This is a genomic window from Achromobacter deleyi, assembly GCF_013116765.2.
GTDB classification, from domain to species: Bacteria; Pseudomonadota; Gammaproteobacteria; order Burkholderiales; family Burkholderiaceae_B; genus Achromobacter; species Achromobacter deleyi_A.
This window is the reverse complement of sequence record NZ_CP074375.1, coordinates 1,481,147-1,497,869: the sequence shown is the minus strand read 5'-3', so window position 1 is coordinate 1,497,869 and position 16,723 is coordinate 1,481,147. Positions and strand designations below refer to the sequence as shown.

At 68.3% G+C, this 16,723-nt stretch carries 10 protein-coding genes; 5 read left to right on the top strand and 5 right to left on the bottom strand.

The genetic code is table 11. The annotated features are described in order from the left end of the window. Positions 1-169 precede the first annotated feature (169 nt). From HLG70_RS06805 to HLG70_RS06785, 5 genes are all read right to left on the bottom strand, one after another. Positions 170-862, bottom strand: coding sequence for a PIG-L family deacetylase (locus HLG70_RS06805; protein ID WP_171662494.1), 693 nt, complete (start codon positions 860-862; stop codon positions 170-172). A 21-nt stretch (positions 863-883) separates the two neighbouring features. After that, entirely contained in the window at positions 884-1,312 is a 429-nt protein-coding gene (locus HLG70_RS06800; protein ID WP_171662495.1) for a PRC-barrel domain-containing protein, read from the bottom strand. A gap of 211 nt (positions 1,313-1,523) precedes the next feature. Beyond that, positions 1,524-1,862, bottom strand: a complete 339-nt coding sequence (locus tag HLG70_RS06795; RefSeq protein ID WP_171662496.1) for a DUF883 family protein — start codon at positions 1,860-1,862, stop codon at positions 1,524-1,526. A gap of 53 nt (positions 1,863-1,915) precedes the next feature. Next, positions 1,916-2,152, bottom strand: a complete 237-nt coding sequence (locus tag HLG70_RS06790) for a hypothetical protein (protein WP_234102962.1) — start codon at positions 2,150-2,152, stop codon at positions 1,916-1,918. 42 nt (positions 2,153-2,194) lie between these two features. Next, positions 2,195-3,964 (bottom strand): thiamine pyrophosphate-requiring protein, encoded by a 1,770-nt coding sequence (locus HLG70_RS06785; RefSeq protein ID WP_171662497.1) that lies wholly within the window; start codon positions 3,962-3,964, stop codon positions 2,195-2,197. A gap of 306 nt (positions 3,965-4,270) precedes the next feature. On the opposite strand from HLG70_RS06785, the gene glgA reads away from it, so the two are divergent. From glgA to glgX, 5 genes are read left to right on the top strand one after another with little or no spacing between them, the layout of a single operon-like run. After that, the gene (gene glgA / locus HLG70_RS06780) at positions 4,271-5,833 is read left to right on the top strand and encodes a glycogen synthase GlgA (protein WP_171662499.1); all 1,563 of its coding nucleotides are present in this window, start codon (positions 4,271-4,273) and stop codon (positions 5,831-5,833) included. 12 nt (positions 5,834-5,845) lie between these two features. Further along, a complete protein-coding gene (locus tag HLG70_RS06775) occupies positions 5,846-9,046 on the top strand; it encodes an alpha-1,4-glucan--maltose-1-phosphate maltosyltransferase (RefSeq protein WP_171662501.1) in 3,201 nt (1,066 codons plus the stop codon). Between the two features lie 17 nt (positions 9,047-9,063). After that, positions 9,064-12,420, top strand: coding sequence for a maltose alpha-D-glucosyltransferase (gene treS / locus HLG70_RS06770; protein ID WP_171662503.1), 3,357 nt, complete (start codon positions 9,064-9,066; stop codon positions 12,418-12,420). After that, entirely contained in the window at positions 12,417-14,606 is a 2,190-nt protein-coding gene (gene glgB, locus HLG70_RS06765; protein ID WP_171662505.1) for a 1,4-alpha-glucan branching protein GlgB, read from the top strand. The genes treS and glgB overlap by 4 nt, the downstream gene beginning before the upstream one ends. Positions 14,607-14,610: 4 nt before the next feature. Beyond that, positions 14,611-16,716 (top strand): glycogen debranching protein GlgX, encoded by a 2,106-nt coding sequence (glgX, locus tag HLG70_RS06760; protein ID WP_171662507.1) that lies wholly within the window; start codon positions 14,611-14,613, stop codon positions 16,714-16,716. Positions 16,717-16,723 lie beyond the last annotated feature (7 nt).

Here is a 16,723-nt window from a genome sequence, read left to right as displayed (position 1 = left end):
GGTGCGCCGCGCCCCTTTTCACCATAGCGAGGCGAGGCGCCAGGCGCAACCTGAGCATCGTCCCGGATGCGCAATCGTTCATCAATGGTCAAAAAGGATGAGGACGCACGCGAGCGCAACAGGACCGGGAGTCCCCACGCAAGCTTCGTGCCCGGCTGGCGCGGACCGATCAGCGGCTCTTGTCGCGCTGCCAGGACAGCCGCCAGTAGCGCTCCGGCGGCGCGCCATCCCGCGGCGCACCTTGTCCGGAATCCGCTGCGCAAGCCAGGCTTGCATGGGCCGCCACCGCGCGCTGCCTGGCGCCGGGAGCGCCATTTCCGGCGATGCCGATCGGGGTCGCCATGATCTGCCGCCTCAGCAAGGTGGCCAGCCGTTCCTGCACGAGGCCCGGGCGGCCGCGGTCCGAGGCCTCCTCGTACGCCACCCAGATGACGCGCTGGAACAGGCCGCGGATGGTCAGCGCGGCGTCGCAGACCCGCACATGCGCCGAATGGAACAGCCCCAGCGGCATGAGGATGATGCGCGGGCGCAAGGTGGACAGCGCGCAGGCCAGGGCGCCGGTGAGACGCCCGCCTTCGCCGCTGTCCAGGTACTGCTCGTCCAGCAGGTCCATCTGCACGCCGCGCACGCCCAGCAAGGACAGCGCGCGCTCGCTTTGGGCGTGCCGCGTCAGGACCGCCTGCCGGCCATCCTTGAAGCCGCAGCGGCGATCCTGTTCGGTCATCTGCCCGGCCCCTAGCGGCATGCCGGAAAACACCGTGAGCACGGTGCTGTCCGGGCGCGCCGCCAGCAGCCCCCCGCAACTGACGACGGCGTCGTTGAAGTAGGTGGATATTGCAACCAGTCTGCCATCGGCATGCATGATGCTGCTCTCTGCCGCGGGCTACCAGTACGGCGGCTGGTTGTAGTACTGATGGATGCCGCGCGCCCAGGTCTCGTCCGCCATGCTCGGCCAATTGTCCTTGTCGAACCCTTCGGCGTTCTTGAGCGTGTCCTTATCCACGTTCAGCACAAAACACTTGCGGTCGGTATCCAGCGTCAGCGCACCCCACGGAATGGCGTACAGCTTGTCGCCGATGCCCAGCAGGCCGCCGCGGGACAATACCGCGTAGGCGATCCGGCCATGAGGCACATCCAGCATGATGTCCTGGATGCTGCCCAGCGATTCGCCCGCGGGGTTGTACACGTCGTTGCCTTCAAGGGTGCCGGCCGCCATCACTTGCGGGCCCGGGCCGCTGGGGTCGCGCTTGGGGCCGCCCACGATGTTGGTCTGGGTCTGCGCCTGCCCGGCGCCTGTTATCGGTTGGTTCATGGTCAGTCTCCTGGATGAAATGTGCAGCGGGGCAACCTGTCGCCGCGCCTCCAGTCCCTACGCAAGCGATGTGCCGGGCGCTCGGCGGGCGGCGCGCGCTTGCGGGACCGGGCGCTGTCGGCATTTTTTACCGGCGTGGCCAAATAAGTCGGGGCCGGTCCCAGGCGCGATGCCCGGGCCGGCCCCGCCGGCGTGCCAGGATCGCGCCGCGTCAGCGGCGCCCGTGACCGGACATCATGCAGATGCCCGCCAGCACGCCGATCAGGGCGGCGCCGGCCACGCTCTTCCATGCGTTCTCGTGCACATACTCATCGGTGGCATGCGATACCTCGCGGGCCCGATCCCAGGCGGCGCGCTCCCAGCCCTTGGCCTGTTCGCGCGCGGCGTCGAGCTGATGCTTGAGTTTGTCGCGCGCGGCTTCGATTTCGGACCCGCCGTAGCTGGCCGTGCTGCGCAGCAGGTCCTCGGTGCCGGAGATCAGGTCGCGCATGGTGCGCGTTGAACTGTCCGACGGTTGAAACATATCGCGCAGCCTCTGTTGCTTGTTCATGTGCTCTCCTTTAAAGGTGGATCCATGCCCGGCGGCATGGCGCAAGCCCGGGCTCAGCCGCAAGCCGCATGCCGGCTGCCCAGCCGGTCGATGCCCGGCGTCTGCTGCGGGTCCAGGCCGGGCATGGGATTGGGAAGGCTGTCCGGCGGCCACCGCCCCTTCTCGTCCTTGTCGCGGCCGGACGAGTCCGGTTCGGGCTGTTCGGCGGGCGCCTGCTCGGGCGCGTGCTCGGGCACGGGACGCCCACCCTGCCCCGGCTTCGGGGATTTCGTTGAAGACGGATTTGCCATGACGTGCTCCTGACTTGGTGGAATCTGGCGATGGGCCGCAACTCATGCCCACCATTGCTTGATCGTGGCGCGCAAGGCCTCGCCGCCCGCCGCCGCCTCCTCTTTGCGCAGCGCCTGGAAGTACGCGGCGATCTGTTTGGCCGGGATGTGCGGCGGCAGCGGCGGCACCTCGGGGTCGGTCACCATTTCCAGCACCACGGGCCGCGCCGCCGACAGCGCCCGCTCCCACGCGGGGCCGACCTGCTCCGCGCTGTCGACGCGGATGCCCTCCAGGCCCAGCAGGCGGCCATAGTCGGCGTAGGAGAATTCCGGGAGCCACTGCGAGTCCGCAAAGCGCGGGTCGCCGCCCATCACGCGCTGTTCCCAGGTAACCAGGTTCAGGTCGCGGTTGTTGAGCACCATGACGACGAGCGTGGGATTGGCCCAGTCCTTCCAGCGGTGGGCGATCGTGATCAGTTCATTGATGCCCAGCATCTGCATGGCGCCGTCGCCCACCAGTGCAATCACGGGACGTTCCGGATAGGCAAGCTTCGCCGCCAGCGCATAGGGCACGCCGCAGCCCATTGTGGCCAGCCCACCCGACACCGACCCCATCATTCCTTCCTGCATCTCGATGTCCCGGGCGTACCAGTTCGCCGCGGAGCCGGAGTCGCAGGCAATGATGGCCTGGGGCGGCAGGCGCCTGGACAACTCCAGGAACGGGCGCTGCGGATTCAGCGGCTTGGCGTCCACCATCGCGCGCGCATGCACGGTGTCCCGCCAGTTCGCCACCTGCTTTTCGATCCGCTCCCGCCAGCGGCGCGCCTTCTTGTGCTCCAGCAGCGGGACCAGCGCCTCCAGCGTCAGTCTGCTGTCTCCGACCAGGCCTACCTCTACGGGATAGCGCAGGCTCAGTTTGCGCCCGTCGCGGTCGATCTGCACCGCCCGCGCCTGCCCCTCCCTGGGCAGGAATTCCGCATAGGGAAATGAAGTCCCCACCATCAGCAAGGTGTCGCATTCATTCATCATCTCCCAGCTGGGCTGGGTGCCCAGCAAGCCGATGGCGCCGGTGACGTAAGGCAGGCTGTCGGGCAGGACCGCCTTGCCGAGCAGCGCCTTGGCCACACCGGCGCCCAGCAGCTCGGCAACCTGGCGGACTTGGCCGCCCGCCTCCAGCGCACCTGCGCCCACCAGCATCGCGACCCGTTCGCCGCGATTGAGAAGGTCGGCGGCGTTGCGCAGCGCATCCTGCCCAGGCACGCCGGCATGCGAGGTCACGCCTATCCCCGTACGGACGGTGCCGTGCTCGCGCGGCGGAATCTCGACCGCGGGCAGATCCTGCACATCGTTCGGAAAGATCACGCAGGTGACGCTGCGCCGCTCCATGGCGATACGCATGGCGCGGTCCACCATGTGGCGGGCCTGACTGGCGGTCGCGGCCATATGCACGAAATCGTGCGCCACGTCCTTGAACAGGCTGACCAGATCGACCTCCTGCTGGTAGTCGCCGCCCAGCGCGCTGCGGGCCTGCTGGCCCACCAGGGCGACCACGGGCTGATGGTCCAGCTTGGCGTCGTACAGTCCATTGAGCAGATGGATGGCGCCGGGCCCCGACGTGGCGAGGCACACGCCAACCTGTCCGGTGAACTTGGCATGGGCGCATGCCATGAACGCGGCGCTCTCCTCGTGGCGGGCCTGGATGAATTCCAGCGGCTCCTCGGTGCGGCCGAAGGCGCCGATCAGCCCGTTGATCCCGTCGCCGGGATACCCGAACACCCTTCTGACGCCCCATTGCGACAGCCGCTTCAACACAAAGTCCGACACCGTTTCCATACCTTTCTCCCTGCGATCGTCACCGGAAGCGACTGGCGGCAGCAACCGCCGTTCCTGCTTGAAAAGGGAAATTGGGCGCACCCGGGCGATAGAAATTACAAAGCGGCCGAGCTACGGTGCCTACGTCTTCCGCCTCAGCCGTCTTTTGGGGGACCGGAAACGGCGTTTTTCTGCTGCACCGCCGCATTTTCTCCGCCGCGCCGGGGTTTGGGCACACCGCTTGCGTATTCGGAGGCCTCGGCGGAATCGCAATCGACTCGCAATCTTCCATCTTCCATTGACGCCCGCCCCTTACCTGGAGCAAGCATGGCGAAGACGAGAACCCTGATCGTAGCGGGGGAAGCGTTCCCCCTGGCCAAAACGGGCGGCCTGGGCGATGCCATCACGGGCATGGCGCGCGCGCTGACCGAGGCGCGGATGCCACTGGCCGTGCTGCTCCCGGCGTACCGGGGCGTGCTGGCCAAACTGAAGCGCGTTCGCGCGGTGGCCACACTGACTGACCTGCCTGGCGGGGATGCCCAGTTGCTGGCGGGCAAATGTCCGCAATCCGGCCTGGATTTCCTGCTGCTGCAAAACGATGCGCTTTATGACCGCGCCGGGATCTATGCCGACGAAAACGGCTGCGAGCATCCCGACAACGGTGTGCGCTACGCCGCCCTCTCGCACGCGGCCGTGCGCGTGGCGGCGGGACTGCCCGGCCTGCTGCGGCCCACTTTGGTGCATGCCCACGACTGGCACGCGGGGCTGGTGCCCCTGCTGCTGCGCGCGGCGCGCCTGCATGATGTCAAAAGCGTGATGACCATCCACAACCTGGCATTCCAGGGCTTGTTCCCGATGGAGTGCGCCGATTCGTTCGGCATCCCGGACTGGGCTCGCGTCGACGATGGCGCGCAGGCCTGGGGCCGGCTGAATTTCCTGAAGGCCGGCATCCGCTACGCCGACCGCGTCACGACCGTCAGCCATACCTACGCCCGCGAGATCATGACCCCCGCGTTTGGCTGCGGGCTGGACGATCTGCTAAGACGACGGGCCGACGACCTGCTGCCCATTCCGAACGGCATCGACAATGTGCTCTGGAATCCCGCGCGGGACCCCTATCTGCGCAGCCACCGCTACTCGGTTCGCGACCTGGCGAACAAGGTTCATTGCAAAGCGGCCCTGCAGCGCGAATTCGGGCTGCATCCGGACGCCGGCGCCACGCTGATGGGCATGGGCAACCGCCTGACCGAACAGAAAATGGTGGATGTCGCCGTGCAGGCGCTGCCCGAGGCGCTGGATCGGCACCCCGCCTTGCAGGTGGCGATCCTGGGCCAGGGCGACCACCGGCTGGAACAGGCCCTGCAGGCCATCGCCAGCCGCTATCCCGGCCGCTGCGCCACTCACATCGGCTATGACGAGGGCATCGCCCATCGCCTGCATGCCGGCTCCGACATCCTGCTGCACGCAAGCCGGTTCGAACCCTTTGGCCTGACGCCGCTCTATGCCATGCGCTACGGCTCCGTGCCGATCGGCTCGCGCGTGGGCGGCATGGCCGACACCATTGAAGACCCGGGCGCGCGCGCCCCGCTTTCCGCCATGGCATCGGCCAATGGACTGCTGTTCGATGGCGACAGCCCGCAGGCCATGAGCGCCGCCATCGCGCGGGCGATGGACCTGCGCGGACACGCCGTGCTGTGGCGGATCATGCAACGCAACGCGATGATGGCCGACTTCGGCTGGCACTCCGCGGTGGTCCTGTATGCGAGCCTGTATCGCTCGCTGGTCGAACCCGAATACCGCCATGCCGCGCCCGCACCCGCCGGAAAGCCGGCCGCCGCCGCCATTGCCTCGCGTCCACGTTCGGGCGGCGCCATGCCGGCGCCCGTCTAAGGAGAAAATCCGGTGCCGACCCCCAGTGCCACTCCCCAGACTCGCGCCCCATTGCGCCTGTACCATGCCCGCGGTGGCGTGGGGGACGACGGCACCGGCGGCTCCCCCGGCCTGTATCCCCGGCTTGAGCAGCGCGGATTCAACGCCGTGCTGCTTCCCGCCCCATGGCTGCTGGCGCCGGACGGGCGTTCGCGGGCTCCGCTGGACGCCGATACGGCGCTGATGGACGGCAGGCAGGTCCCGATCACCCACTGGTACGCCCAGACCGCCCGGCGCCTGTCGGCGCACCGGCTGGGCTTGTACGTGGACGTGATCCTGGACCGTTGCGCCCGGGACGCGGTTGCGGCCACCGCGGCGCCGGGCTGGTACCAGTCCCGCTATGTCGATCCGGCGCGCGATCCGCGCCTGCCCGCCGAGGAGCGCAACCTGCTGCACCTGCATGAAGGCCCCTTGCCGCCCGGTTTCCTGACGGCATGGACCGAAAGGCTGGCGCGCTGGGTCAGCCACGGCGTGGACGGCCTGGTCTTCCAGACGCCCCAGCGCCTGCCCGCCGCCGCCTGGCGCGAACTGGGCGCCACGCTGCGCCGGCAACGGGCCGGCTTGCGCCTGCTGGCCTGGACGCCGGGTTTGTCTCCCGACAGCCTGGCGGGCCTGCGGGACGCGGGCTTCGACGCCGTGTTCTCGTCCTTGCCCTGGTGGGACTTCAAATCCGCCTGGCTGTCGGAGGAAGACGCCAGGCTGCGCGCCATCGGCATGGTGATCGCCTCGCCGCCGCTTGCGGGCGCCGCCCGGCCGGGCGTCGATGGCAAGCGGGCGCTGTGGAGCGCCGCCGTGTCCGGCGACGGCCTGATGCTCAGCGACGAGGACGAGCGCAGCTTGCCCGGCGTCGAAAAGGTCCATCAATGGTTCGCCGATTCCCGCCTGCAGGGCCCGCTGCGCATGCTGGGCGGGCGCGACGGCGGCTGCACCGCACTCTTGCGCGACACCGCCCAAGGCGCGACCGCCGCGCTCGCCATCAATCCTTCGGATAGCCGCGAGGCCGCGCTGGACTGGGATGCGCTCGCGCCACTGCTGCCGCCCGCCGACATCGTGCCGTACACCCCGCCCGAGGGACTGCAGGCGCACGGCAGTGCGCTGGCGCCCGGCGACTGCGCCATGCTGATGCTGGAACCCACGGAGCCTGTCCGCGACATTGCGCGCCACCACCGGACCCGCGCCGACGACGTCGCGAACCAGCGCATCGCCCTGGAGAACGTCAGTCCCGCGGTCGATGGCGGCGCCTTTCCGGTCAAGAGCATTCCGCACGCGCGCATCGCCGTGCAGGCGGACATATTCATGGACGGCCACGACCAGCTTGCCGCCGAACTGCGCTGGCGCGCCAAGGACGAATCGCGATGGCGTACGGTGCCGATGGAGCGCGGCCTGAACGACCGCTGGGAAGCCGCGTTCCGGCCACGCCGCGTCGGCGCGCACGAATTCATCATCGCCGCGTGGTTCGATGCCTGGCACACCTTTTGCCACGACATCGAACTGAAGCACCATGCCGGCCGCGACCTGAGCCTGGAAGTGCATGAAGGCCTGGCGCTGCTGCGCGACGCCCTGGCGCGCGCGCAGGCCGAGCCGCCTGCGGGCGCCGACGCCGGACCCGTCCAGCGCGCGCTGGACGCTTTCGCGGATGCCGACCTGGCGCGTCCCGTTCCGCCCACGCTCGAGCAGGTGGCCGCGCTGCTGGATCCCGGGCTGGCGGACGCGATGCGGGCCCTGGACGACCACCCCTTTGAAGCCCTCAGCGCGTCGGCCTACCCCGTCTGGGTGGACCGCCGCCAGGCCTGCCATTCAAGCTGGTACGAACTGTTCCCCCGTTCCCAGGCCACCGAGCCCGGCCGGCACGGCACCTTCGACGATGTCATCGCCAGGCTGCCGGACGTGCGCGACATGGGGTTCGACGTGCTCTACCTGCCGCCCATCCATCCTATCGGCCAGCGCAACCGCAAGGGCCGCAACAACAGCCTGCGCGCCGAACCCGATGATGTGGGCAGCCCCTACGCTATCGGATCGGGCAGCGGCGGGCACGATGCCATCGAACCCCAGCTGGGAACGCTGGAGGATTTCCTGAGGCTGGTGGACGCCGCGGGCCAGCAAGGAATGGAGATCGCCCTGGACTTCGCCATCCAGTGCTCGCCCGACCACCCCTGGTTGACGCAGCACCCCGAGTGGTTTTCCTGGCGCCCGGACGGATCCCTGCGGTACGCCGAGAACCCGCCCAAGAAATATGAGGACATCGTCAACGTCGCCTTCTATGGCGCGCCGGCGCGCCGCGCGCGCAAGCTGGGGCTGTGGCGCGCGCTGCGCGACGTCGTGCTGTTCTGGGTCAGGAACGGCGTGCGCATCTTCCGGGTGGACAACCCGCACACCAAGCCGCTGCCCTTCTGGCAATGGATGATCGGTGAAGTCCACGCGCAGCATCCGGACGTGATCTTCCTGTCCGAGGCGTTCACGCGGCCGAAGATGATGTACCGGCTGGCGAAGATCGGCTTCACGCAGTCATACACCTATTTCACCTGGCGCAACGAGAAGGCGGAGCTGGAAGCCTATCTGGAAGAGGTGTCCACGCCACCGGCGGCCGACTTCTTCCGGCCGCACTTCTTTGTGAACACGCCGGACATCAACCCCTTCTTCCTGCAGACCTCGGGACGCCCCGGCTTTCTGATACGCGCGGCGCTGGCGGCGCTGGGATCCGGCCTGTGGGGCATGTACAGCGGCTTCGAACTCTGCGAGGGCGCGGCCTTGGCCGGCAAGGAAGAATACCTGGACTCCGAGAAATACGAGCTGCGCCAGCGCGACTGGCACGGCCCCGGCAACATCCGTGCCGAGATCACCCGCCTGAACCAGATCCGGAACGCCAATCCCGCGCTTCAGACCCACCGCGGCCTGACCCTTGCGGCCAGCGGCAACGACCGGGTGCTGGCGTTCTACAAGTCCACGCCCGGCCACGGCAACGTGGTGCTGGTGGCCATCAGCCTGGATCCGTTCCTGCCCCAGTCCGCGCGGATCGAAGCGCCGTTCTGGCTGTTCGGCCAGGCCGATGCCGGGGAACTCGTTGCCGAAGACCTCCTGGCCGAAAGCCGCGAGGCCTGGCACGAAAAGACCCGCGCTCTGACGCTGTCTCCCGATCAACCCTATCGCGTGTGGCGCCTGTCGCTGCACGGATGATGCCCACGCCCCTTGCCATGATCAGTGAAACCCAAACCATTCAGGACGATGAGCTCTGGTACAAGGACGCCGTCATCTATCAATTGCACGTCAAGTCCTTCTTCGACTCGAACGGCGATGGCGTGGGCGACCTTCCCGGGCTCATCTCCAAGCTGGACTACATCGCCAGCCTGGGGGTCAACACTATCTGGCTGCTGCCCTTCTACCCCTCGCCGCGCCGGGATGACGGCTACGACATCGCGGACTACCGCGGCGTGCACCCCGACTACGGCACCATCGCCGATGTGCGCAAGCTGATCCGCTCGGCGCATGCCCGCGGACTGCGCGTCATCACGGAACTGGTGGTGAACCATACCTCCGACCAGCACCCCTGGTTCCAGCGCGCGCGAGCCGCCAGGCCGGGGTCGGCCGCCCGGAATTTCTACGTGTGGTCGGACAATGACAAGGCCTATGCCGGCACGCGCATCATCTTCTGCGATACCGAGAAATCGAACTGGACCTGGGATCCGGTGGCAAACGCCTATTTCTGGCACCGCTTCTATTCGCATCAGCCCGACCTGAACTATGACAATCCGCAGGTCCTGAAGGAAGTGCTGTCCGTGATGCGCTACTGGCTGGACATGGGCGTGGACGGCCTGCGGCTGGACGCCGTGCCCTATCTGGTGGAGCGCGAAGGCACCAACAACGAGAACCTGCCCGAGACACATCAGGTGCTCAAGCAGATCCGCGCCGTGATCGAGGCCGAATACCCCGGCCGCCTGCTGCTGGCCGAGGCCAACCAATGGCCCGAAGACGCCCAGGAGTATTTCGGCGCGGGCGACGAATGCCATATGTCCTTTCATTTTCCGCTGATGCCGCGCATGTACATGGCGATCGCCCAGGAAGACCGGTTCCCCATCACCGACATCATCCGGCAGACCCCCGATATTCCCGCCACGTGCCAGTGGGCGATCTTCCTGCGCAACCACGACGAGCTCACGCTGGAGATGGTGACCAGCCGCGAGCGCGACTACCTCTGGAATGTCTATGCGTCCGAGCCGCGCGCCCGCATCAACCTGGGCATCCGGCGCCGGCTGGCGCCGTTGCTGGAGCGCGACCGGCGCCGCGTCGAACTGATGAACAGCCTGCTGCTGTCCATGCCCGGCACGCCGGTGCTGTACTACGGCGATGAGCTGGGCATGGGCGACAACGTGCACCTGGGCGACCGGGACGGCGTGCGCACGCCGATGCAGTGGTCGCCCGACCGCAATGGCGGTTTCTCGCGGGCGGACCCGGAACGGCTGCCGTTGCCGGTGCTGATGGGGCCGCTGTACGGCTACGAGGCGGTCAACGTCGAGGCGCAGCAGCGCGATCCGCATTCGCTGCTGAACTGGACCCGCCGGCTGCTGGCGCAACGCCGCCAGAGCCACGCCTTCGGCCGCGGCGCGCTGCGCTTCATCTTTACCGGCAACCGCAAGATCCTGGCCTATCTGCGCCAGTGGCAGGACACCACGATCCTGTGCGTGGCCAACCTGTCGAATGCCGCGCAGCCGGTCGAGCTGCACATGCAGGAGTACGCCGGCCGCGTACCGGTGGAGATGCTGGGCGGCACGCCGTTTCCGGCCATCGGCGAACTGCCCTACCTGCTGACGCTGCCGCCCTATGCGTTCTATTGGATGGACCTGAGCCAGGATGCCGCGCCGCCCGGATGGCACGCCACCGCGCCGGCGCAGATGCCGGAGCTGATCACGCTGGTGCTGCGCTCGCGCGGCGGGGCCGCCCTGACGGATGCCTCGCGCGCCACGCTGGAGCACGAGATCCTGCCCCAATACCTGGCCCGCCAGCGCTGGTATCCGGGCACGGAGCCGCCGTCGCAGGCGCGGCTGGCCTATGCCACGCCCTTCTCGTCCTCTGACGGCGAATACTACTGGGCCGAGATCGAACCCCAGGACGGCGTGAGCGGCATGCGCGCGCAAGCGCCGTTCGTGCTGGTCTGGGACGAGACCGCCGCCATCCAGTACGCCATCGCCCGCGTGCGGCGCGGCGCCGAGGTCGGCATCCTGGCCGACGCCTTCCTGCAGCCGGGCTTCGTCAGGAGCACCCTGAAGGCCATGCAGGCCGGCGCGGAACTGGACGGCCGCAGCGGCGGCAAGCCCGGCGACAAGCCGGGCGTCATCCGCTTTCTTCCTGAAGCGGGCTTGCAGGACGTAGACCTGGCCGGCGACGCCGAGATGCACTGGCTGACGGCCGAGCAGTCGAACAGCTCGGTCATCGTCGGCGGCCAGCTGATATTGAAGCTGATCCGCAGCGTGCAGCCCGGCGCCTCGCCCGAAGCGGAAATGACACGCTACCTGACGCGAGCCGGCTACGGCAACATTCCCGCCCTGCTGGGCGAAGTGCAGCGGGTGGATGCGGAAGGCGTGGTCCACACGCTGGCGATCGCCCACCGCTATGTGATCAACGAAGGCGACGCCTGGACCTGGACGCTGGACTACCTGAAGCGCACATTGGCCAACGCCCTGCTGGTGGGAAACACCGCGGAGGAATTCGAACAAAGCCTGCAAGGCTATGCCGTCATGGCCGCCACCATCGGCGAACGCCTGGCGCAGATGCACGCACTGCTGGCGGCGCCCACGGACGATCCGGACTTTCAGCCGCGGGCGGCCACGCAGGCGGATTCCGAGGCCCGGGCGGAGCATGTCCGGGCGCTGCTGGACCGCGCCGAAAAGGACTTGCGCGCCCGGTTCGAACAGCTCGAGGCGCCCTCGCGCGCATGCGCGCAATGGTTCTTTGACCATCACGGGCGCCTGTCCGCGCGCGTGGACGCGATGGCGCAGGCCGAGACCGGCTCGGCCTGCCTGCGCGTGCATGGCGACTTCCACCTGGGACAGGTATTGGTGGCGCAGACCGATGCCTACCTGATCGACTTCGAGGGCGAACCCATCAGCAGCCTGCAGGCGCGCCGGGCGCTGGCCTCGCCCTACAAGGACGTGGCCGGCATGCTGCGGTCTTTCGACTACGCGGCAGCGTCGATTGCGCGCTCCGACCTGATCGGCGGCGCGCACATGGACGCCAACGCCGGGGCGGACGACACCCCGGCCGCGTCCGTCGCGCCCGCCGAACAGCGCGACGCGCTGCTGACGCGCTTTCGGCAGCAGGCGTCGGACGCCTTTCTGCAAGGCTATCGCAGCGCCCGCGGCGCGGAACTGACCCCGACGCCCGACCAGGAGAACACGCTGCTGTCGCTGGCGCAGCTTGAGAAAGCCGCCTATGAAGTCAGCTACGAGGCGGCCCACCGTCCCGACTGGATCTCGATTCCCCTATGCGCGTTGGTCGAACTGGCGCGAAACCTTCTTCTATCAGCGGCCATCGACGCCGAGGGCAAAACGCCATGAATGAAGCGCTCGCCGCCGTGGACCACGGCCACCTCGACGCGACGGAGCTGACCGCCCTGGCCTGCGGCCTGCATGACGATCCGTTCTCGATCCTGGGCCCGCATCACGGCTGGCTGCGGGTCTATGTTCCCGGCGCCACGGCCGTCGATGTGCTGGATTCGGACGGCGCGCGCATGCCGCTGCGCGAGCAGGCGCAGGGACTCTACGTCGGCCGGGCGCCGGGCGCGGAACCGGGCGACGGCGCCTCGTACCGGCTGGCGATCCAGTGGCCCGGCGCGGAACAGATCACCGCGGACCCCTACGCCTTCGGGACCCTGCTGGACGACGCGACGCTGCGCCGGCTGGCTCAGGGTTCCTGGCGCGACGCCGGGCAAGCCCTGGGCGCGGTCCTGATGGAAGTGGACGGCATTGCCGGATTGCGTTGCGCGGTCTGGGCGCCCAACGCGCGCCGGGTTGCCGTGGTGGGCGACTTCAATGGCTGGGACGGCCGCCGGCACGGTATGCGCTTGCGGCACGCCGCGGGCGTCTGGGAGATCTTCATTCCCGGCGTGCACCCGGGCGAGCGCTACAAGTTCGCCATCACCGACAACGCCGGCTACCAGTTCCTGAAGGCCGACCCCATGGCGCGGCGCTGCGAGGATGCGCCCGCCACCGCGTCCATCGTGGACGATCCGGCGCCCTACGCGTGGACCGACGACGCCTGGATGCAGGAACGTGGCGCGCGCCAATCCCCGACCGCGCCGCTGTCGATCTACGAAGTGCATGCCGGCTCCTGGGTGGCGCGCGACGCGGACTCCTGCCTCTGGGACCAACTGGCTGACAAGCTGCCGGCCTACGCGCGCTCCATGGGGTTCACGCATCTGGAGCTGATGCCCATCATGGAGCACCCCTTCGGCGGATCCTGGGGCTACCAGCCCCTGGGCCTGTTCGCGCCGACCGCCCGGTACGGACCGCCGGCCGCCTTTGCGCGCTTCGTCGACCGCTGCCACGAGGCCGGCATCGGCGTCATCCTGGACTGGGTGCCCGCGCACTTCCCGGATGACCCGCATGGCATGGCCCGCTACGACGGCACGTCCCTCTATGAGTACGACGACCCGCGCGAGGGCTATCACCCCGACTGGCACACCATGGTCTACAACCTGGGCCGCAACGAGGTCAAAGCCTTCATGATCGCCAGCGCGGTGCACTGGCTGCGACGCTTTCATATCGACGGCCTGCGCGTGGACGCCGTGGCGTCGATGTTGTATCGCGATTACAGCCGCCAGCCCGGCGAATGGATACCGAACCGCTACGGCGGGCGGGAAAACCTGGAGGCCGTGCAGTTCCTGCAGGAACTCAACGGCACCGTACGCGCCGAGGTCCCGGACGCCATCATGGTGGCCGAGGAGTCGACCGCCTGGCCGGGCGTGACCGCCGGCGTGCCGGAAGGCGGCCTGGGCTTTCACTACAAATGGAACATGGGCTGGATGCACGACACGCTGCGCTACCTGGAACAGGATCCCATCCACCGCCGCCACCATCATCACGACATCACCTTCGGCATGGTGTATGCGTACAGCGAGCGCTTCATCCTGCCGCTCTCGCACGACGAGGTCGTCCATGGGAAGGGCTCGCTGCTGGGCAAGATGCCGGGCGATGCCGCCGCCAGGCTGGCCAACCTGCGGGCCTATCTGGGCTTCATGTGGGCGCATCCCGGCAAGAAGCTGCTGTTCATGGGCGCGGAACTGGCGCAGCCCGCGGAATGGAACCACGACGCCACGCTGGACTGGAACCTGCTGGACCATCCTGGCCATCAGGGCATGCAGCGCCTGGTCGCCGACCTGAACCGGCTTTATTGCCGGCTGCCTGCCCTGCACGCGCTGGACGCGGACCCCGCCGGCTTTGCCTGGACGATTCTGGACGACCGCGACAACAGCGTGGTCGCGTTCGTCCGGACCGATGGCCAGGGGCATCTGCTGGCCGTATCGAACTTCACTCCCGTGACCCGCCACGACTACCGCGTAGGCGTGCCGCGCTCAGGCCGCTGGATCGAAACGCTGAACACCGACGCCTCGCACTACGGCGGTTCGGGCCAGGGCAACCAGGGCGGCGCCAGCACCGGCGACATGGCCGCCCACGGGCAGCCACAAGCCCTCTCCCTGACGCTGCCGCCCCTGTCCACCCTCTATCTGCTGCATGAAGGCTGAACCCATGGATCCGTCCCAATTGACCCGCATGAGCAGCGGCCAGCCCTTGCCGCTAGGCGCAACCAGCGATGGGCTGGGCGTGAACTTCGCGGTCTTCTCCGCGAACGCCACCCGCATGGAACTGTGCCTGTTCGACACGAAAGGCCGCAAGGAACTGCGCCGCTTCGATCTGCCGGAATGCACCGACGAGGTCTGGCACGGCTACCTGCCGGACGCCCAGCCCGGCCTGGTCTACGGCTACCGCGCCCATGGCCCATACGACCCGCAGAACGGGCACCGCTTCAATCCGCACAAGCTGTTGCTGGACCCCTACGCCCGCCAGCTGACCGGTCCCGTGCACTGGAGCAATGCGCTCTTCGGCTACCGCATGAATCACTCGCGCGAGGATCTCAGCTTCGACCGGCGGGACAGCGCGCCGGCCATGCCCAAGGCCATCGTCGCGGATGAAACCCCGTTCAACTGGGGCAACAGCAAGGCGCCGGCCACGCCCTGGAACGACACCACGATCTACGAGGTTCACCTGCGTGGCGTCTCCATGCAGCGCGAGGACCTGCGCCCGCCCCTGCGCGGCACCTGCGCGGCGCTGGCCGATCCGCGCTTCATCGAGCACCTGCAGCGGCTGGGCGTGACCGCCGTGGAACTGCTGCCCGTGTACGCCTTCCTGCAAGACCATTTCCTGACCGAACGCGGGCTGCGCAACTACTGGGGCTACAGCACGCTGTCCTACTTCGCGCCCGAGCCTTCCTACCTGCTGCACGATCCCAACGAACTGCGCCAGGCGGTGCGCCGCCTGCACGCCGCCGGCATCGAAGTCATCCTGGACGTGGTCTACAACCACACCTGCGAAGGCAACGAAATGGGGCCTACGCTCTCCTGGCGCGGGCTGGACAACGCCAGCTACTACCGCCTCGTGCCTGGCGAGGAGCGCCGCTACATCAACGACACCGGCTGCGGCAACACGGTGAACATGTCGCACCCCCGCGTGCTGCAGATGGTCACGGACTCGTTGCGCTACTGGGCTACTTCGTACGGCGTGGACGGGTTCCGTTTCGACCTGGGCGTGACGCTGGGACGGGAGGGCAACGGCTACGACCCGGGCGCGGGATTCTTCGACGTGATCCTGCAGGATCCGGTGCTTGCCAGGCTGAAGCTGATCTCGGAACCCTGGGACATCGGTCCCGACGGCTACCAGCTCGGCAACCATCCGCCCGGGTTTGCCGAATGGAACGACAAGTTCCGCGACACCACACGCCGGTTCTGGCGCGGCGACGAAGGCATGCGGGGCGACATGGCGGCCCGCCTCTGCGGCTCGCGCGATATCTTCGACCGCCGCCATCGCCGTCCCTGGGCCAGCGTCAACTATGTCGCCTCGCACGACGGCTTCACGCTGGCGGACATCGTCAGCTACGACGGCAGCCACAACGAGGCGAATGGCGAAGACGGCAACGACGGCCACTCCGAGAACTACAGCCATAACTGGGGCGCGGAAGGCCCGACCGAGGACGCGGCCATCCTGGAGGCCCGAGGGCGGGTCCAGCGCGCGCTGCTGGCAAGCGTGCTGCTTTCGGATGGCACGCCGATGGTCCTGGCCGGCGACGAGTTCGGCAACAGCCAGGATGGCAACAACAATGCCTATTGCCAGGACAATCCGGTGTCGTGGCTGGACTGGACGCAGGCGCAAAGCGACACGGGCCGCGAACTGAGCCGCTACCTGGCGCGGCTGATCGCGCTGCGCCGGGCCCATCCGAGCTTGCGCGGGGCCCGCTATGGCGATGCAGGCCAGGAGCTGGTTCCGGGAGTCGCCGCCATCTCGTGGTTCGACGCGGCCGGCGCGCAGCTGGATGCGCCCGCCTGGGAGTCCGAGCAGGAACGCGTCATGGGCTTGCGGCGCGCCGCGCGCCGCGAGGACGGCGGCACCGATGTGACCCTGCTGCTGATGAATCCCACCCACGAGCCGGTGTCCTTCGCACTGCCCGAACCCGCCACCGCCTGGATCCGCGAGCTGGACTCCGCCACGCAGGCGCCGTCCGCGCCGCTGGCCGACGCCGCGGTGATGGTCGAGCCGCACAGCCTGGTGCTGCTGGCGGCGGTCCAGGCGCCCGGAGACTAGGGCCTGT